Origin of the sequence: Gordonia sp. SMJS1 (assembly GCF_029866425.1) — a bacterium.
In the GTDB taxonomy this organism is placed as follows: domain Bacteria; phylum Actinomycetota; class Actinomycetes; order Mycobacteriales; family Mycobacteriaceae; genus Gordonia; species Gordonia hongkongensis.
The window spans coordinates 668613-686874 of sequence record NZ_CP123381.1 but is presented as its reverse complement, the minus strand read 5'-3'; the positions used below and the strand labels follow the sequence as shown (position 1 = coordinate 686874).

17 protein-coding genes are annotated in these 18262 nt (G+C 68.2%); 12 read left to right on the top strand and 5 right to left on the bottom strand.

The window, feature by feature from the left end:
* The first annotated feature begins 24 nt into the window (after positions 1-24).
* From QAD21_RS03175 to QAD21_RS03155, 5 genes are all read left to right on the top strand, one after another.
* Positions 25-840, top strand: coding sequence for a LytTR family DNA-binding domain-containing protein (locus QAD21_RS03175; RefSeq protein ID WP_247451214.1), 816 nt, complete (start codon positions 25-27; stop codon positions 838-840).
* Positions 833-1231 carry a hypothetical protein gene (locus tag QAD21_RS03170; RefSeq protein WP_247451212.1) on the top strand — a complete coding sequence of 133 codons (399 nt, stop codon included), beginning with the start codon at positions 833-835 and terminating at the stop codon, positions 1229-1231. The genes QAD21_RS03175 and QAD21_RS03170 overlap by 8 nt, the downstream gene beginning before the upstream one ends.
* Complete coding sequence (locus QAD21_RS03165) at positions 1228-2991, top strand: cation acetate symporter (protein ID WP_280360522.1); 1764 nt, start codon at positions 1228-1230, stop codon at positions 2989-2991. Before QAD21_RS03170 ends, QAD21_RS03165 begins: the two co-directional genes overlap by 4 nt.
* Positions 2992-3164: 173 nt before the next feature.
* Positions 3165-3521, top strand: coding sequence for a DUF485 domain-containing protein (locus tag QAD21_RS03160; protein WP_058251329.1), 357 nt, complete (start codon positions 3165-3167; stop codon positions 3519-3521).
* Positions 3522-3547: 26 nt separating this feature from the next.
* Positions 3548-5173, top strand: a complete 1626-nt coding sequence (locus tag QAD21_RS03155; RefSeq protein WP_065630162.1) for a sodium/solute symporter — start codon at positions 3548-3550, stop codon at positions 5171-5173.
* Between the two features lie 89 nt (positions 5174-5262).
* Here QAD21_RS03155 and QAD21_RS03150 read toward each other — a convergent pair whose 3' ends face one another.
* The 3 genes from QAD21_RS03150 to QAD21_RS03140 form a co-directional block, all read right to left on the bottom strand.
* Entirely contained in the window at positions 5263-7044 is a 1782-nt protein-coding gene (locus tag QAD21_RS03150; protein WP_280360521.1) for a PQQ-binding-like beta-propeller repeat protein, read from the bottom strand.
* A gap of 189 nt (positions 7045-7233) precedes the next feature.
* On the bottom strand, positions 7234-8646 hold the full coding sequence (locus QAD21_RS03145; RefSeq protein ID WP_058251331.1) for an amidase: 1413 nt from the start codon (positions 8644-8646) through the stop codon (positions 7234-7236).
* A 23-nt stretch (positions 8647-8669) separates the two neighbouring features.
* Positions 8670-9284: a TetR/AcrR family transcriptional regulator gene (locus QAD21_RS03140; RefSeq protein ID WP_068970598.1), complete on the bottom strand. Its 615-nt coding sequence runs from the start codon at positions 9282-9284 to the stop codon at positions 8670-8672.
* A gap of 87 nt (positions 9285-9371) precedes the next feature.
* Here QAD21_RS03140 and QAD21_RS03135 point away from each other — a divergent pair, with 87 nt between their 5' ends.
* Complete coding sequence (locus QAD21_RS03135) at positions 9372-10625, top strand: MFS transporter (RefSeq protein WP_058251333.1); 1254 nt, start codon at positions 9372-9374, stop codon at positions 10623-10625.
* Position 10626: 1 nt separating this feature from the next.
* Here QAD21_RS03135 and QAD21_RS03130 read toward each other — a convergent pair whose 3' ends face one another.
* A complete protein-coding gene (locus QAD21_RS03130) occupies positions 10627-11253 on the bottom strand; it encodes a TetR/AcrR family transcriptional regulator (protein WP_058251334.1) in 627 nt (208 codons plus the stop codon).
* 209 nt (positions 11254-11462) lie between these two features.
* Between QAD21_RS03130 and QAD21_RS03125 the strand changes: the two genes are divergently transcribed.
* From QAD21_RS03125 to QAD21_RS03110, 4 genes are all read left to right on the top strand, one after another.
* The gene (locus QAD21_RS03125) at positions 11463-12656 is read left to right on the top strand and encodes an acyl-CoA dehydrogenase family protein (RefSeq protein WP_058251335.1); all 1194 of its coding nucleotides are present in this window, start codon (positions 11463-11465) and stop codon (positions 12654-12656) included.
* Between the two features lie 41 nt (positions 12657-12697).
* Complete coding sequence (locus QAD21_RS03120; protein ID WP_058251336.1) at positions 12698-13810, top strand: acyl-CoA dehydrogenase family protein; 1113 nt, start codon at positions 12698-12700, stop codon at positions 13808-13810.
* A gap of 142 nt (positions 13811-13952) precedes the next feature.
* Positions 13953-14438, top strand: coding sequence for a DUF350 domain-containing protein (locus QAD21_RS03115; protein ID WP_058251337.1), 486 nt, complete (start codon positions 13953-13955; stop codon positions 14436-14438).
* Positions 14439-14539: 101 nt separating this feature from the next.
* Entirely contained in the window at positions 14540-14998 is a 459-nt protein-coding gene (locus QAD21_RS03110; protein WP_058251338.1) for an SRPBCC family protein, read from the top strand.
* A 275-nt stretch (positions 14999-15273) separates the two neighbouring features.
* On the opposite strand, the gene QAD21_RS03105 is transcribed toward QAD21_RS03110, so the two are convergent.
* Positions 15274-16074, bottom strand: coding sequence for an HAD-IIA family hydrolase (locus tag QAD21_RS03105; protein WP_065630114.1), 801 nt, complete (start codon positions 16072-16074; stop codon positions 15274-15276).
* A 99-nt stretch (positions 16075-16173) separates the two neighbouring features.
* Between QAD21_RS03105 and glp the strand changes: the two genes are divergently transcribed.
* Entirely contained in the window at positions 16174-17415 is a 1242-nt protein-coding gene (glp, locus tag QAD21_RS03100) for a gephyrin-like molybdotransferase Glp (protein WP_058251429.1), read from the top strand.
* A 104-nt stretch (positions 17416-17519) separates the two neighbouring features.
* Positions 17520-18251 (top strand): phosphatidylserine decarboxylase, encoded by a 732-nt coding sequence (locus tag QAD21_RS03095; RefSeq protein WP_058251340.1) that lies wholly within the window; start codon positions 17520-17522, stop codon positions 18249-18251.
* Positions 18252-18262: the final 11 nt, after the last annotated feature.

The following is an 18262-nucleotide window of genomic DNA, read 5'->3' as shown; positions in this document are numbered from 1 at the left end:
TGTCGTCGAGGCGGGAGGTGTTCCATGACCGCACTGGTCGTACTCGCGGTCGACGACGAACCACCAGCTCTCGACGAGCTCGGCTACCTGTTGAACCGGCAGGACGACGTCGCCGAGGTCCGCTCCGCGTCCGACGCCACCGGCGCCCTCCGCGAACTCAACGAGCACCGCATCGACGCGATCTTCCTCGACATCAACATGCCCGGCCTGTCGGGACTCGAACTCGCCGGCGTCCTCGCGAAATACGCCTCGCCCCCGGCGATCGTGTTCGTCACGGCCCACGACGACCGGGCCGTCGACGCCTTCGAGGTCGGAGCCGTCGACTACCTGCTCAAACCCCTACGCGAACAACGTCTCACCCAGGCGGTCGACCGGGTCCGCGCGAGCCTCGACAGTCGGGAGCGTGCACCCGAGCCCGCGCAACCGACCGTTCGTCCGGAGCGCCGCGCCGCGCCGGACGAGGTCATCCCGGTGGAGATGAGCGGCGTGACCTCGCTCGTCCGGCGCGATTCGATCTCCTGGGTCGAGGCCGTCGGCGACTACGCCCGACTGCACGCCGACTCGGGCGCACATCTCGTCCGCATCCCGTTGTCGACGCTCGAATCCCGCTGGCAGGACACCGGATTCGCTCGGGTGCACCGGTCCTACCTCGTCGCGCTGCCGATGGTCACCGGATTGCGGACGGTCGGCGGCGGCACGGTGGTGTGTGTCCGCGCGAACGGCGCATCCGAGGCCGTCGAGCTGCCCGTGAGCCGCCGACAGGTCCGCGAACTCAAGGACCGCCTCATCCGGGACCCGCTGCGTCAGTATCGTTCCCCCACCGCACGGGACGATGGCTGAGCACCCGCCCCAGCGCGAACGGGTGGTGCTCGCCTCCCGCCGCGGGGCGCGAATGGTCCGCACCCGCGTCGAGGTCCAGGAACAGACCGAGGTCGGCGACGCGCTCGTCCGCGGCCTCATGCGCGCCCAACTCGGTCTCGGCCTGCGGCTCGGGGGCGCCCTGCTCGCCGTTGCCGCCGCCATACCCGTTGCCGCCTGGGTGTTTCCGGGCATCGCCGACGCCGGCGTCTTCGGGATTCGACTCATCTGGCTGATGCTGGGAGTACTCGCCTTCCCACTCCTGTATCTGACCGGACGGCTCTACGTCCACCTCGCCGAGCAGGCCGAACGCGACTTCATGGGCCTCGTGGATGACGATCTGTCCGACGCACCCGAACCGGGCCCGCCGTGACGACCGACGTCCACGCCCTCACCGCGATCGGCCTGTTCGCCGCTGCCATCGCCACGATCGCGGTCGGCGCGTGGGGCGGGCGTTTCTCACGGACCACGTCGGACTTCCTGGTGGCGTCGCGGAGCGTCGGCTCACGCTGGAACGCCGCCGCGGTCTCCGGTGAATACCTGTCGGCAGCATCGTTTCTCGGCGTGGCGGGCCTCATTGCGAAGTACGGTGCGGACGCACTCTGGTACCCCGTCGGGTTCACCGCCGGCTACCTGGGCCTGTTGCTGTTCGTCGCCGCGCCCCTGCGTCGTTCCGGGGCCTACACGGTGCCCGACTTCGCCGAGTTCCGCCTCGCCTCGCCGGCGGCACGGAAGACCGCGATGCTCGTCGTGGTCGTCGTCTGCGTGCTGTACCTGATCCCGCAGTTCCAGGGCGCTGGACTCACCCTCAACATCCTTCTCGGCGCACCGGTGTGGGCAGGCGTGGTCGGCGTCGGACTGATTGTGATCGTGAACGTGGTGGGCGGCGGCATGCGGTCGATCACCTTCGTGCAGGCCTTCCAGTACTGGCTCAAGCTGACCGCGATCGCGGTTCCCGCGCTCGTCCTGATCGGCGTCTTCGCCCAGGACCCCACGCCCGTCGGCGAACCCGCGCCGCCGCGCATCACCACCGCGACGACCGTCGACGTGACCACCGACGTCTCGGTCACCGTCGCCGAGACCACCGGCGTGCGGGTCACGGGGACGCTGGACGGGGTCGTCGTCGACGACGCGCCGGTGGACACCACCGGACCCCACGTCATCTCCGCGGGCTCGACGATCTTCCTCGACGCCGGTGCGGCCACCCCGGTCGTCGCGGGCGCGCCGGCACAGAACGCGGACTGGATCGCCCCCGGCGGGGGCTTCGGCGGCAGTCACCCGCTGTACCAGGTGCTGTCGCTCATCATCGCGATGTTCCTCGGCGTGATGGGTCTGCCCCACGTGCTGGTGCGCTTCTACACCAACCCCGACGGGCGATCGGCGCGGCGAACCGCGCTGGCCGTCATCGCACTGCTCTCGTTGTTCTACCTGTTCCCCATCCTGCTGGGGGTGTTCGCACGGCTCTATGTCCCCGAACTGCTGATCACCGGCACCGCCGACGCCGCGGTCCTGTTGCTGCCGAGCGCGGCGGTTGGCGGGATCGCCGGTCAGATCCTGGCCGCGCTCGTCGCCGCCGGGGCGATCGCCGCCTTCCTCGCCACGTCGTCGGGACTGCTGGTGTCGGTCGCCGGGGCGCTCGCCACCGACCTGCTGCGCGGCCGGGTGCGCGACTTCCGGGTGGCCGCGGTCATCGGCGGACTGATCCCGATCGGCTTGTCGCTGGCCGCCGCGTCCCTGGAACTGTCCCGGACCGTCGGGTTGGTGTTCGCCGTCGCCGCGTCGACGCTGTGCCCGCTGCTGGTCCTCGGGATCTGGTGGCGCGGACTCACGGCCGTCGGCGCGATCGCCGGACTCGTCGTCGGCGGCGCGTCGTCGGGGTCGGCGACGATGCTGGCGATCGCCGGGGTCGTCGACGACGACGTGCTGGGCGGGTGGCTTGCGGTCATGATCGGCTACCCGGCCGCTGTGACGGTCCCACTCGCGTTCGGCACGATGGTGCTGGTCAGCAAGGCAACCCGGGGACGGGTACCCGTCGACCTCGCACGGACCTTTGCCCGGATGCACGTCCCGGAACGCGTCGGGATGGGGCTCGATCGCACCCCGGGACGGGCCCCGGACGAGCGGGCGACCTGACCGTTCGGACAGGTGACCGTTCGCCGCTCGTCGGATCTCACCGACCGTCCGGCGCACGGACCGCGGGTTTCGGCGTGTGACCCAGGCCACCCGATTGTCTGTGATCTGCACCTCATTCAGGCTGACTTCCGTAGAGCCATCACACATGTGGCCACGTCACCCTGGGAGGAAACGTGTCGACCGTCGACCAACCACCACCGGCGCCACACGCGCCGACCGGCGAAGAGTTCATCGAGATGCAGGCCAGTCCGGAGTTCCAGGAGCTGCGGCGGACGCTGCGGAAGTTCGTCTTCCCGCTGACCGCGTTCTTCCTGATCTGGTACGCCCTCTACGTGCTGCTCGGCGCCTTCGCGCATGACTTCATGGCGACCCAGGTCTGGGGCAACATCAACCTCGGCCTGATCCTCGGTCTGTTGCAGTTCGTCAGCACCTTCGTCATCACCGGCATGTACGTACGCTTCGCCAATCGCAATCTCGACCCGAAGGCCGAGGCGATCCGCAACGAGATGGAAGGCGGGCCCGCACTGTGAACACCACTGCCGTACCCACCACCGACGTGACCGTCCTCGCGGCGACCGTCGGCAGCCCGGCCGCCAACATCGCCATCTTCGCCGCGTTCGTCGCGGTCACGATGTTCGTGGTCATCAAGGCCAGCAAGAACAACAACACCGCCGCCGACTTCTTCACCGGCGGTCGCGGCTTCTCCGGACCGCAGAACGGCGTCGCCATCGCCGGCGACTACCTGTCGGCGGCCAGCTTCCTCGGCATCGCGGGCGCCATCGCGGTCTACGGCTACGACGGCTTCCTCTACTCCATCGGGTTCCTCGTCGCGTGGCTGGTCGCGCTGCTGCTCGTGGCGGAACTGCTGCGCAACACCGGCAAGTTCACGATGGCGGACGTCCTCAGCTTCCGCCTCAAGCAACGCCCGGTGCGTCTGGCCGCGGCGATCTCCACCCTCGCGGTGTCGCTGTTCTACCTGCTCGCCCAGATGGCCGGCGCCGGCGGCCTGGTCGCGTTGCTCCTCGACATCGAGGGGCGCCTCGGCCAGTCCATCGTCATCGCCGTCGTCGGTGCGCTGATGATCGTCTACGTGCTCATCGGCGGCATGAAGGGCACCACCTGGGTGCAGATCATCAAGGCCGTCCTGCTCATCGCGGGTGCCGGCATCATGACCGTCATCGTGCTGGCCAAGTTCGGCATGAACCTGTCGTCGATCCTCGGTGCGGCACAGGACGCGGTGACCGACTCGACCAGCGAAAAGGTCGCCGCGCGTGACGTTCTCGCTCCCGGTGCCCAGTATGGCGGGTCCCTGACGAGCCAGATCAACTTCATCTCGCTCGCCATCGCGCTCGTCCTCGGCACCGCGGGCCTCCCGCACGTGCTGATGCGGTTCTACACCGTGCCGACCGCGAAAGAGGCTCGCAAGTCGGTGGTCTGGGCCATCGCCCTCATCGGCGCCTTCTACCTGTTCACCCTGGTTCTCGGTTACGGAGCGGCCGCCCTGGTCGGACCGGACAAGATCCTCGACGCCGCCGGCGGACAGAACTCGGCCGCACCGTTGCTCGCGTTCGAACTCGGTGGCGTGGTCCTGCTGGGCATCATCTCGGCGGTCGCCTTCGCGACGATCCTCGCCGTGGTCGCCGGCCTCGCCATCACCGCGTCGGCGTCGTTCGCCCACGACATCTACGCCTCGGTGATCAAGCGCAACAAGGCAAGTGAGGACGACCAGGTCCGCGTCTCGCGATACACCGTCGTGGTCCTCGGCATCGTCAGCATCGTCCTCGGCATCCTCGCCAACGGCCAGAACATCGCCTTCCTGGTGGCGCTGGCCTTCGCGATCGCCGCGGCCGCGAACCTGCCGACGATCGTCTACTCGCTCTACTGGAAGCGGTTCAACACCCGCGGCGCCCTGTGGAGCATGTACGGCGGCCTGATCTCCACGATCGTCCTGATCGTCTTCTCCCCCGCCGTCTCCGGGTCGTCGACCGCCATGATCTCCGGCGCCGACTTCGCCTGGTTCCCGCTGGCCAACCCGGGCATCATCTCGATCCCGCTGGCCTTCGTCCTCGGCATCGTCGGCACGCTGACCAGCCCGTCGGACAACGGCACCCCGGAACGCAACGCCGAGATGGAGGTTCGCTCCCTCACCGGCATCGGCGCCGAGAAGGCCGTGCAGCACTAGGTCATTCGCAAACCCACCCCTGTTCCGTGAACCCACTGCCTTGCAAGGCGGTGGGTGTGCGGAACAGGGGTGGATTTTTGGGGGCACGCTCAGCTATCCGGGCGAAGTGCCGCCACACTCACCGGTGAGCTGAGATCACCGGGATCGCCGAAGCATGTAACCAGCACGGCTCCCGGAACGGGTACGACGCCACCCAACGTCTGCCCGCACGGCGACGGTACGGACGCGATCGAACCGTCCGGGTGGATCGTTGTCAGGTCGTACCGCCTCGGGCTATCAAGAGGTCTCTCCAGTTGGGCCGTCACCACGGAGTCGTGCAGAAGAACCCAGCTCTGCGACTCCGGGATCGGATCGCGTGGCCAGTCGGTACCTTTCGGGATCGTGACGCGGGTCGACGAGCGAGAATCCAGATGTCCGATGACTACCGCCCCGGGCTGGTCGAAGTACATACCCCAGGACGGCTGCGCGTTCACATGGATCCCCGTCATCCGGCGCCCTCGAGCATCTGAACCCCACCACCATCTGTCCACCGGCTCGTGGCCGCCGTTCGCTATGGAGACCACCAATGCCCGGGGGACGTCATCGAGGTCCCACAGGTGAGCCACGAACTCGGAGTCGCCTGTCTCGCCGACGCTGACGTCGAACCGCTCGTCCGCCGCCGTGATTGCGATGCGATGGGTCCGATCCGCTCCGGTCAGGGCGTCGAAGACAACGACCTTCACATGACCCCTGTCAGGAGTCACATAGACCACATGATGACCGGCAGCGAAGACCGAGCGCGGATGCGGGTTCGGTTCATCACGTCCGGTCGGCGGCGACACACGTCGCTGCCATCTGACCTCTCCGCTCCGAGGTTCGAGAACTGCCATCTCGCCGTCACGGATCACAGCCACTGGCTGATCGACGCGTCCGGCGCGTGGTACGTCGGAAATCAGAATCCACGGCGAATCGTTGGTCCAGAGGACCTGTCCTGTCATCGCATCGATCCCGGTCGTGAAATACCCCACCCGCCCTGCGCGGGCGTAGTCACAACCGACCACGACCACTGAATCGGTTCCCGTTCCGGTACTGGTGACGCGATCGAACCCTCGCTCAGCGCAATTCGCCGCTCCGACGCCATCGGGAGTGAGGCTCCACCGTGGTCGGCCCGTCGTGCCGTCGTAGGCGACCAGGATGTCATCGACGACTGCGGCGAAGCCCGGGCCGGCCGGGGTGATCGACCAGGGATCGACATCATCCACTCGGTAGGCTGGTTCCCCGGTGACCGAAGGCGGCACTTCGGGAATCCGAATGGCGTCGGCCCCCGTCGCTCCACTGCGCTCGAACGGCATGAGACCGATCGCCAGTGTCACGACGAGAGCGACAACGGCGATTGCGCCGACCTCTCTTAGAGACAATCGATCTCGTCGAAACGTCGCCGCGACCGCGGCGACGAGCAGGCACGCCCACGCCGCCAGGACCGTTCGTACCACGTCATGTCCGCCCGGGCCTCCCGTCAGCGCCGCGATGGTATCGACCGCCTCGGATCGGACCGAATAGGCGAGGCAGACCCCCGAGACCAGGGCCGACCCGATTGCCGGACCGCGACCGACGAAGCTGAGCAGTACGACACCAATCACGAGCGACAACCCGAGTGATACTCCGAGCACGAGTGTTGTTGCGGCCCATTGTGGTCCGGTCCAGAATCCGTCAGACACCCGACCCGACGGAGCCCGTTGAACAAACGCCAGCCCGGAGAGGACGATTCCGGCAACCGCGGAAACAGTAGTCACGTAGCCGGCGAAGCGGGATGCGGCGGACGACCTTCGATAACTTCCGCCCACCGTGACGCCACAATGTCCGGCGCTGATCGTCTCGGACTCTTGCGCCATCCCATGACCGTTCATCCCACCCCCGTCGACTGAACTCATTCGGTGCTGCCGGGCAGACTATCGGAGTTCGGCATCTCGGTCAGTCGCGCGTCCCCAGGCCGACCAACACTCCCGCGGCGCAGTTTCCGTCGTGCTTATAGGATCCAATAAGCGCGACGGAAACGTCACCGCGGGAACGAATTACGTATCTCAGGCGTCCTGAATCCGCGCGAACGGCCGGGCCGCCTCGAGTTCGAAGGCCAACTCGAGGAGGGTGCGTTCCTGGCCGAGGTCGGCCGCGAAGTGGATGCCCACGGGCATGCCCGATTCCGTCTGTCCCAGCGGCAGACTGATCGCCGGGGTGCCCGCGGTGTTGTTGGCCGGGGTGAAGGCGATGAACCGGGTCAGCCGGCCCATCGCCTCGTCGAAGTCGAGTGCGGGATCGAGGTATCCGATCTCCGGGGTCGCGTGGACGACGGTCGGGTTGAGGACCACGTCGAAGGTGTCGTGCAGTCCGCGGATCGCGGCCGTGGACCTCCGCAGCCCGCGGACCGCCCCGGGCAGCCGGTAGAAGTGCCGGAGCGCGCCGCGCGAGAGCCCACGGGTGAACGAGTCCACCTGGGAACGGTCGAAGCCCTTGTCGACCACCCGTTTTCCGAATCGGTCCAGCGCCAGTGCGAGCAGTGACCAGTAGTCGATGAAGTCCCGGACGTAGTCCCGGTCCACCGGCAGCGGCACCATCTCGGTGCGATGTCCGAGGGACTCGACCAGCTCGGCGGCCTCGGTGACACACCGTTGTGTGTCCCGGTCGAGCAGCGAGCCGGTCAGCGGCTCGGTGATCAGCGCGATCTTGAGCCGTTTGGTCCCCGGCCCCTCGACCAGCCCGACCGGCGGCATCCCGGGCGCGGGCCGGAAACCCTGTGTGTCGGCGAGGAATCGGGCGGTGTCGCGCACCGATCGGCTGACGATCCCGTTCGACACGAGGTCAATCGGCGCGTCCCGTGTCTCTTTCGACGCCTCGACGCGCCCGCGACTCGGCTTCAGTCCGACCAGCCCACAGATGGCGGCGGGGATGCGAATCGATCCGCCACCGTCGTTGGCGTGGGCGATCGGCAGTGCACCGGCCGCGACGAGCGCCGCGGAACCACCGGACGAGCCGCCCGACGAGTAGTCGGTGTCCCACGGGTTGCGGGTCGGCTCGCGGTCGACGAACTCCGTCGTCGAGGTCAGCCCGAAGGCCGGCATCGTCGACGCGCCGACCACATTGACGCCGCTCGCCAGGAACTGATTGGTGAACGCCTCGTTGGCCTTCGCCGGTCGTTGGGGCACCGCAGCCGAACCGTGACAGGTCGGCAGCCCCGCGAGGTCGGTGTTGTTCTTGATGATCGACGGCACCCCGATGAACGATCCCAGCGGGAAGTCGTTGTCGACCGCGCGTTTGCGCGCACGCTCGCGATCGTCGAAGGCGATGGCGTTGAGGTGCGGGTTGACGGCATCGATCCGCGCGATCGCGGCCTCGACCGCCTCGGAAGCGGAGATCTCTCCGGATGCGATGGCCTGGGCGACGCCGACCGCGTCGTGCTCGCCGAGTGCGTCGTCGGTGAACGCGTGAACGTGTTTCATTCCCGGGACCCTATCGTCTCGGCCTACCTTCTCGGCGCAGCTCCGATCATCGACAAGACGTCATCGACCAGGCCGGCGGCATGATCGGCGTCGAGCTCGAGTCCGAAGACCGCATGGTGATACAGCGGGGCGATCACGTGGTCGAGCACCTGTCGGACCGACGGCGTGGGTTCGCCGCGGTCCCGCGCCCGCGCGATCATCTGTTCGGCGTGCCCACGCCGGATCTCCCAGCAGGGGCAGACCTCGACGATGTCCTCGCGCGCGGCGACCATGGCCCGAAGGTAGGCGCGGCGCTTCGGGCGTGCGATGTCGGCGGCGATGATCTGCGCCCACTCGGACAGGTCCTCGGCGAGAGTGCCGGTGTCGGGCAGGGGTTCGCCCTGCGTCAACGCCGCAACGGCGACCTCCCCGAGAAGCGCGTCGATCGTTCCCCAGCGTCGATAGATGCTGGTCGGATTCACCCCGGCGAGTTCGGCGACCTCGGGGATCGTCATCGTCTCGCGGCGTCCGGCCCCGACGAGCTGACCGACTGCCGTGTAGACCGCCGATTGCACGCGCGCGCTACGACCACCTGGACGACGGGTCGGCGAGGCGGGAGCACCAGAAATCGGGCTGTCGGGGGTGCGGGCCGTCGTCATGGAAGCCATTATTGCAAAGCTGATTGCTTTTGGAACGCAGTCCGGGCTAGTTTCTGAATGCAAACCTGTTTGCTTTAAGGAGACCTCGTGGCGCCACTGCACCCACATCGCGCGTTCTGGCTGATCGCGGCGACGTACATGATGGTCCTGTTCGCGTCCGCGGCACCGTCGCCGCTGTACCCCGTGTATCAGGAACTGTGGGGATTCTCCGCGCTCACACTGACGCTCGTGTTCGCGGTGTACGTGGTGACCATGCTGGTGAGCCTCCTGACGGTCGGGTCTCTGTCCGATCATGTCGGCCGGCGGCCTGTCCTCGCCGTCGCGCTCGTCCTGCTCATCGCGAGCATGGTGCTGTTCGTCGTAGCCGAGGACGTCGGCACCCTACTCGCCGCGCGCGCCCTGCAAGGCCTGGCCACCGGCGCGGCGATGGGCACCTTGACCGCGACGACGGTCGATCTGCAGCCCTCGGCCCGTGCCGGATCGACGATCGTCGGCGCAGCCCCGGCGGTCGGCCTGGCGAGCGGCGTCGCCGTGGCCGGGGTGCTCGTCGAGTACGCACCCGCACCCCGCGTGCTGATCTACGAGATCATCCTCGGCCTGTTCGCCGCACTGCTGATCGCACTTCTCGTCGTCCCGGAGACCCGCGAGCGAATCGGCTTCGATTCTCGACGGCACCTGGCCGGCACGCTCGCGCCGCAGGTGCGCGTGCCTCGCGAGGTCCGCACGGTGTTCCTGGCGTCAGTTCCCGCGCTCGTCGCCACCTGGTCGCTCGGCGGCCTGTATCTCTCGCTCGGGTCGTCGGTGGTCTCCCGTGTGTTCGGTGTGGGCAACCACGGCGCGGCGGGCGCGATCCTGTTCGTCTTCTTCGCCTGCGCGGCCGTCACGTCCCTGTTCATCACCGATCGCTCGTCGACGATCAAGGCTGCGTACGGATTTCCCGCACTCGCCGCCGGCGTGGTGATCTCACTGGCCGGGGTCCTCATCGAATCCCTGCCCTTCTACATCGTCGGTTCGATCGTGGCCGGCTCGGGCTGGGCCGCCACCTTCCTCTCCGCGATGGACAACATCACCGCCGCGACACCTCCCGCGATGCGCGGTCAGGTCTTCTCGTCGGTGTTCGTGGCGAGCTACCTCGCATTCAGCGTCCCGGCCGTGATCGCCGGGATCGTCGTCTCGCACATCGGTTTGCGCGACACCATCATCGGCTACGTCGGTTACGTTCTCGCGATGGTGATGATTGCGGCGGTATTCGCGGTGACAGTGCGCCGCCGGGCAGCATCCGCAGCCCGGAACGCAGTCGAAGTCTCTCCGTCGCAACCGGAACCGGCATGCAGGGGCTGAGTCACCCGCCGACGGGCGGTCGCCATCCCACCATCCGCGTGGCCAGCTCCGCGTAGAAGCCCCCCATCTCCTCGGGCGAGAGTGACCCCCCGTCGCGATACCAGCGCGCGACATCGATCCCCATGGACAGCATCGCGTTGGTGGTGGCGAGCGAGTCAGCGACATCGAAGTCCCCGCATGCGATCCCGGCTTCGATGATCTCGCGCACCCGTCTGGTGATCTCGCGACGCATGGCCATCACCGTGTCCAGATGGTCGGGCGCGAGGGCGTTGAGTTCGTAGTTCACCACCCGACCCCCCACGTGCTCGCGCGCGTGGTGCTCGGTGAAGGCGTGGAAGATCGCCCGCAGCCGGTCGCCGGGGGACGCCGACGGATCGTCGGCGTCGTCGATCGCCGCGAGAATCGCGCGATGCCCGGCGTCGGAGATCTCGAACAGCAGCTCCTCCTTGGAGCGGAAGTGCACGTAGACCGCCGCCGAACTCATCTGCGCGCCGTTGGCGATGTCTCTCGTGGTCGTCCCGTTGAACCCCTTGGCGGCGAACGCCTCGACGGCGGCGCGCAGGAGCCGGGCCCGGGCGGCCACGGGCCGGACTTCGGGCGTCGGATCGGCAGACGGGCCCACGGTCACCTTCTCGGAACGGTCGGACTGGTCATCGCGACGAGCCCGTGATTGACAGCATCCAGCCCGCGCGGCATAGTGCAACCTATCACTAAGCAAGCGCTTAGTCATTCGTGGCTCGGTTGGGTTTCCCCAGCTTGGGTGCACACGGCAGAGGTCCCCAGTTCGACCACACCGCCCGGGGTACGGACACCCTCGACAGGAGTAGAGAAGAACCCATGCAGCTGAAATTCAGTCCTGAAGAAGAGGCCTTCCGCGAGGAGTTGCGCAGCATCTTCGCCAAGGTCCCCGAAGACGTCCGCAAGCGGTGCGAAGAGGGCAAGCTCCAGTACCCCGAGGACCTCGTCACCACGACGCGCATCCTCAACGAGCACGGTGTGGCCACCCCCAGCTGGCCGGTGGAGCACGGCGGCAAGGACTGGACCCCGATCCAGCATCACATCTACCGCGAGGAGATGAGCCTCGCGTTCGTCCCCGACATGCTGCCGTTCAACGTCGGCATGATCGGCCCGGTCATCGCCCAGTTCGGTTCCGACGAGATGAAGGAACGCTTCCTGGCCAAGACCGCCAACCTCGACATCTGGTGGTGCCAGGGCTTCTCCGAGCCAGAGGCCGGCTCCGACCTCGCCTCGCTGAAGACCCGCGCGGTCCGCGACGGCGACGACTACGTGATCAACGGACAGAAGACCTGGACCACACTCGGACAGTTCGCCGACTGGATCTTCTGCCTCGCGCGTACCAACCCCGATGTCAAGAAGCAGGCCGGCATCAGCATGTTCCTGTTCCCGATGGACACGCCGGGCGTCGAGATCCGCCCGATCCAGCTCATCGACGGCAGCTACGAGGTCAACGAGGTCTTCTTCAACGACGTCCGCGTGCCCGCCGAGAACATGGTCGGCGAGGAGAACAGCGGCTGGACCCAGGCGAAGTTCCTGCTCGGCAACGAGCGCAACGGCATCGCCCGCGTCGGTTACACCAAGGCCAAGCTCGCCCGCGCCAAGGAACTCGCCAAGCAGACCCGGACCGCCAAGGGCACCCTCCTCGACGATCCGCTGTTCGCCGCCCGCCTGGCCGAGGTCGAGAACGAACTGCTCGCCCTCGAGCTCACCCAGCTGCGCGTCGCCGCCTCGTCGGCCGACGGCAAGCCGAACCCGGCATCGTCGCTGCTCAAGCTGACCGGCAGCCAGTTGCAGCAGGCCGCCATGGAACTCCTCGCCGACATCGCGGGCCCCGACTCGCTCCCGGTCGCCCAGCTCGACGCCTCGGCTCCGAATGGCAGCGCCGAGGTGAGCGCCCCCGAATGGGCCCAGCTCGCCGCCCCGACCTACCTCAACTACCGCAAGGTCACGATCTACGGCGGGTCGTCGGAGGTCCAGCGCCAGATCATCGACAAGGCTGTCCTCGGCCTCTGAGCGCCGACCCCGCACCTTTCGACCTTTCACTAAGGAACACCATGGATTTCGAGCTTTCCGAAGAGCAGGGGATGCTGCGCGACACCGTTCGCGAGGTCCTCACCAAGACCTACGACGTCGAGACGCTGCGCAAGGTCACCGACACCGATCTCGGCTGGAGCGAGAAGGTGTGGAAGTCGCTGGCCGAGATCGGCATCCTCGGCCTCACCTTCCCGGAGGACGAGGGCGGCATGGACGCCGGCCCCGTCGAATTCACCAGTGTCATGACCGAACTCGGCCGCGCACTGGCACCTGAGCCCTACCTCGACTCGGTCCTCGTCCCCGGCTCGCTCCTCGGCCTCGCCGACGACGCGACCCGCGCCGAGCTGCGGACCGCGCTGGCGTCGGGCGAACTGCTGATGGCCTTCGCCCACACCGAGCCGGGCGACCGCTGGCCGGAGGCGCGGGTGGAGACCACCGCGTCGGCCGACGGCGTCCTCAAAGGCACCAAGAGCCTTGTCGGACATGGCGATTGCGCTGCGAAGCTGATCGTGTCGGCGCGCGACGACAACGGCGTCGGCCTCTACCTCGTCGACGCCGATGCCCAGGGCATCACCCGGACGCCGTACCGGACGCACGACCGCCGTCGCGGCGCGCAGATCGAGTTCAGCGACGTCAAGGCGACGCGACTGGGCACCGGCGACGCGTCGCAGACCATCGCCGACGCCGAGGTCGGCATCCAGACCGCACTGTGCGCCGAGGCCGTCGGCGCGATGGAGCGGAGCCTGGACCTGACCGTCGAATACCTCAAGTCGCGCAAGCAGTTCGGCGTCACGCTGTCGGCCTTCCAGGCACTGACCCACCGTGCCGCCGACATGTACGTCCAGCTCGAACTCGCTCGCAGCCTGAGCCTCTACGCGACGTCGGCGCTGGCGGATGGGATCGCCGATCCCATCATCGCGTCGCGGGCCAAGCTGCAGATCTGCCGCTCGGCGCGCCTGATCGGTCAGGAAGCGATCCAGATGCACGGCGGTATCGGTATGACCGCCGAGTACCCGATCGCCCATTACGTGAGCCGTCTGACGGCGATCAGCCACACCCTGGGCGACGCGTCGGACCATGTGACCCGCCTGGCGGAGAACATCGACACCTACGACATGCTCAGCGTCGGCTGATACCGGCTACTGTCCTTCAGCGAAGGCCCTGCGCGTTCTCGCGCGCAGGCCTTCGCTGAAGTCCTTTCGGGCGGCAGCCCGCTCGAGGTGTTGCAGTCGGGCGGCAGCCCGCTGATGTCGATGCGAGGCGAGAGGGAGCCGGATGGAACTGCTGCGGGACAACCTGGCCGCGGGGGCATCGTTCAGCCTGGTGGGGATCGCCGTGCTCGTCCTCGGCTTCGCCGCCCTCGACCTGGTGACACCGGGCCGGCTGCGGCAGCTGGTGTGGATCGAGCACAACCGCAACGCGGTGCTGCTGACCACATCGATGGTCATCGGCCTCGCGATCGTGCTGGTCTGTTCGGTCATCGACACCGAACTCCTGGAACTGTGGCGCGCGCTGCTCTACACCGTCGCGTACACGGTCTTGGCGATCGCGGTGATGATGTGGTCGTTCGTGCTGATCGACTGGCTCACACCCGGGAAGCTCGGCACGCTGCTCTTCGACGGCGCGCCGCGCAGTGACGAGACCCCCGACGACGCCGTGACCACCGGCCGCCGGGCCGCCGACGAACACCCCGCCGGGTGGATCACCGCCGCCGTCTTCCTGGCCATCGGTGCCGTCATCGGGATCACCCTGCTGGTCTGAGTTCGGCGCGACATCGCTGGTCCACGCGTTTTCCGGGGTTGACTCGGGCACCCGAACATGCTTATTGACCCTCGGCCAACAAGCACATAGGGTGAGCGACCATGACCGCAGCACTCATCGAGGAATCCATCGACATCGACGCCACGCCCGAACAGGTGTGGTCGGTGATCTCCGATCTGAAGCGCATGGGCGAGTGGAGCCCCCAGTGCAAGAAGATGATCATCCGCGGCGGCACCGTCGGGTTGGGGACCAAGACCATCAACATCAACCGCCGGGGCCCGCTGGTGTGGCCGACCACCTCCAAGGTCGTCCGGTTCACCCCGAACCAGGAACTCGGCTTCCGGGTCGCGGAGAACCACACCATCTGGAGCTACACCATCACCCCGAAGGACGCCGGGGTCACGGTCACCGAGCGGCGCGAGGTCAACGGGTCGACCACCAAGGTGTCGTCGGTACTCGTCGACAAGCTCTTCGGCGGCGCCGAGTCGTTCGAAGAGGAGCTCAAGCTCGGGATGGCCGAGACGCTGGGCAAGATCAAGCGCGCCGCCGAGTCCAACTGACCCTTCGAGACGCTCGCAAGCTCGCTCCTCAGGGAGCGGGGAGACGCTCGCAAGCTCGCTCCTCAGGGAGCGGGGAGACGCTCGCAAGCTCGCTCCTCAGGGAGCGGAGAGACGCTCGCCCCTCTGCTCCCTGAGGTGCGAGGAGCGCAAGCGACGAGCCACGAAGGGCCTGGTGAGGCAGCTTGCGAGCCCGTTCGTGGCTCGCTTCGCTCGCACCTCAGGGAGCAGAGTTGTGGACGCTCAGGTCCCGCTGAGCTTGCCGATGAGCTCGGCGATCAGGTTCCGCCGAGCTTGCCGATGAGCTCGGGGAGATCGGCGACCGAGTCGATGATGTGGTCGGGGTAGGGCCCGAACTCGTCACGCTGCAGCGCATGCAGCGCCTCCTCGCGGAACTTGCCGGTGCGGACCAGCACGCCGATCAGCGCCGCCGCCTGGGCACCGAGAACGTCATTGTGCATGTCGTCGCCGACCATCACCACCTGGGTCGGCTCCAGACCGAGGACCTCGGTGGCCGCCCGGAAACCGACCGGCGAGGGCTTGCCGATCGCCTTGATCTTTGCGCCCGAAGCCTTTTCGAGACCCTCGAGGTACACCCCGGTGTCGATGCTCAAGCCGTCCGCCGTCGACCAGGTCATGGACCGGTGCATCGCGATCACCGGAATCCCGTCGAGCATCATCTCCAGGACCTTGGACAGCGTGGCGTGCGTGAAGACCGAACCGGCACCGCCGAGTACCACCACCTCGGCCGACGCCGGGTCGTCGGTCAACTCCACGCCGGTCATGTCCTCGGCGATCGGGCCCTGGTTGAGCACCCACACGCGCTTGCCCGGATAGGTGGCGGCGACGTGTTCGGCGGTCAGCTTGGCGGCCGACAGGATCTCGTCCGGCTTCACCTCGAAACCGCATTCGTTGAGCGCCTCGGCGATCTCGCCACGCGAGCGGGACGTCGTGTTGGTCAAGAACATCCGCGGGATGCCCTGGTCGGCGAGATCGGCGATCGCCTCGACCGCGCCGGGCAGCGCCTGCCACGAGGTGACCATCACCCCGTCGATGTCGAACAGCAGACCCAGCGCCATGCGCACGAATGTAGTCCTCGCCCAGCGGCGTCGCAGGACGGCCCGGTCACCTGCCGGGACGACGCCATGGTCTCCGTCGACACCTGGCATGCTGAGCGGATGCGTACCGTCGTAGAGCATCAGCGCATCGTCGCGGCGTTGTTCGGCCCCGCCGAACCGTCGGAGGTCGCCGTGCCGGAATCGCTCGGCTTCGCCACGTTCACCGACGTGGACGCCCCGCTGTCGCTGCCCGGCTTCGACAACTCCGCGATGGACGGATTCGCGGTCCGCGCAGACGATCTCGCGGACGCGAGCGCCGACGAGCCGGTCACCCTGCCGGTCGCCGCGGACATCCCCGCCGGCCGTACCGACGACCTCACTCTCGAGCCGGGCACCGCGCACCGCATCATGACCGGCGCCCCGATGCCCGCGGGCGCCGACGCGGTCGTCCCGGTCGAACTGACCGACGCCGTGGTGGGCCCGGTGGCCGCGGCGCCGACCGTCACGTTCACCGCAGCACCCGAGCGCGGCAGGCACATCCGGCGCGGCGGCTCCGACATCGAGGCCGGCACCCGGGCGCTGCCGGCCGGCACGGTGATCGGCGCACCGCAGATCGGCCTGCTCGCCGCACTGGGCCTCGCCGAGATCACCGTCGCCCGGCGGCTGCGGGTCGTCGTGCTGTCCACCGGTTCTGAACTCGTCGAACCCGGAAAACCGTTGCGCCACGGGCAGATCTACGAGTCGAACGGCGCGATGCTGACCGCCGCGGTCATCGAGGCCGGCGCGGCCGGCCGTCACCTGCACTTCGTGCCCGACAACACCGCGGACTTCGCCGCGCGGCTCGACGAGGTCGCCGACGACGCCGATCTGATCATCACCTCGGGCGGTGTCAGCGCCGGCGCCTTCGAGGTGGTCAAGGACGCACTGTCGGCGACCGGGACCGTCGAGTTCGTGAAGGTTGCGATGCAGCCGGGCATGCCCCAGGGGTGCGGCCACTTCCCCTCCTCCCGCGGCCGGCGCGTGCCGATCATCACGCTGCCGGGAAATCCCGTCAGTGCACTCGTGTCCTTCGAGGTCTTCATCCGGCCCGCGCTGCGGGCCGCGATGGCACTGCCCGCCGACCGGGAACGAATCCGAGCTCGTCTCGGTGCCGACATCCGCTCACCCCGCGGCAAACGACAGTTCCTGCGGGGCGTGCTCGACGCCGGGCCTCGCGACGGGGTGGTCGGGGTGGACCCGATCGGCCCGCCGGCGTCCCATCACCTGCGCTACCTCGCCGAGGCCGACGCGCTCATCGACGTCCCCGCCGACGTCGAGGCGGTCGAGGCGGGCACCCTGGTGGACGTGCTGGTCCTGCGCTGACGACGAGGTCTCCGGGCGCGGCGCTCTAGAGTGGACGCCGATGCACCCGGCGATGCGGTGCGCACCATTTATCCGGCCTGGACACAGGCCAGAGGAGGTTGATCGTGGCCCGACGTCCGCGTCCGGACGGCTCCGGTGACACCGGCCGTGTCGCCCATTTTCTCGATCTGGCCCGAGAGACCATCCCTCCGATCCATCCGGCGGGTGTGCCGTTCGTCGCCGCGCCTGCAGCCGTCGCGCTCCTCGGGCGTCGACACCGCTGGATCGCCCGACCGGCCACGCTGACCGCCGCCGCGTGCGCAGCCTTCTTCCGGCATCCGAAGCGGGTCACCCCGACCGAACCCGGCGTGGTGGTCGCCCCCGCGGACGGGACCATCGCCCTGGTCGACGAGGCTGTCCCGCCCGCCGAGTCCGGCCTGGGCACACAGCCGCTGCCCCGGGTCTCGACCTTCCTGTCGATCTTCGACGTCCACGTGCAGCGCGTGCCGATCGCGGGCACGGTGACCACTGTGACCCACACGCCCGGCGCGTTCGTCTCCGCCGACCTCCCCGAGGCCAGCCGCGACAACGAGCGCACCACGATGACCATCCGCACCACCGCCGCAGGCGGCACGCCCGGCCCTGAGCTGGCGGTCGTGCAGATCGCCGGTCTCGTCGCCCGTCGGATCGTGTGCGAGCCGTCGGTCGGGGACTCGCTGACGATCGGCGAGACCTACGGGCTCATCCGATTCGGATCGCGCGTCGACGTCTACTTCCCGGCCGGCACCCGGCCCCGCGTCTCGGTCGGCCAGCGCGCGGTCGGCGGCGAGACCCCGTTCGCGTACCTGGATCAGTGAACTCCGGCCCG

Excerpts from the sequence above, each read along its gene's own strand:
- QAD21_RS03115 (WP_058251337.1), top strand. The coding sequence starts at position 13,953 with ATGGAACTGCTGCGGGACAACCTGGCCGCGGGGGCATCGTTCAGCCTG.
- QAD21_RS03140 (WP_068970598.1), bottom strand. The coding sequence starts at position 9,284 with ATGACGACGGCCCGCACCCCCGACAGCCCGATTTCTGGTGCTCCCGCC.
- QAD21_RS03170 (WP_247451212.1), top strand. The coding sequence starts at position 833 with ATGGCTGAGCACCCGCCCCAGCGCGAACGGGTGGTGCTCGCCTCCCGC.
- glp (WP_058251429.1), top strand. The coding sequence starts at position 16,174 with ATGCGTACCGTCGTAGAGCATCAGCGCATCGTCGCGGCGTTGTTCGGC.
- QAD21_RS03105 (WP_065630114.1), bottom strand. The coding sequence starts at position 16,074 with ATGGCGCTGGGTCTGCTGTTCGACATCGACGGGGTGATGGTCACCTCG.
- QAD21_RS03145 (WP_058251331.1), bottom strand. The coding sequence starts at position 8,646 with ATGAAACACGTTCACGCGTTCACCGACGACGCACTCGGCGAGCACGAC.
- QAD21_RS03110 (WP_058251338.1), top strand. The coding sequence starts at position 14,540 with ATGACCGCAGCACTCATCGAGGAATCCATCGACATCGACGCCACGCCC.
- QAD21_RS03150 (WP_280360521.1), bottom strand. The coding sequence starts at position 7,044 with ATGGCGCAAGAGTCCGAGACGATCAGCGCCGGACATTGTGGCGTCACG.
- QAD21_RS03125 (WP_058251335.1), top strand. The coding sequence starts at position 11,463 with ATGCAGCTGAAATTCAGTCCTGAAGAAGAGGCCTTCCGCGAGGAGTTG.
- QAD21_RS03120 (WP_058251336.1), top strand. The coding sequence starts at position 12,698 with ATGGATTTCGAGCTTTCCGAAGAGCAGGGGATGCTGCGCGACACCGTT.
- QAD21_RS03175 (WP_247451214.1), top strand. The coding sequence starts at position 25 with ATGACCGCACTGGTCGTACTCGCGGTCGACGACGAACCACCAGCTCTC.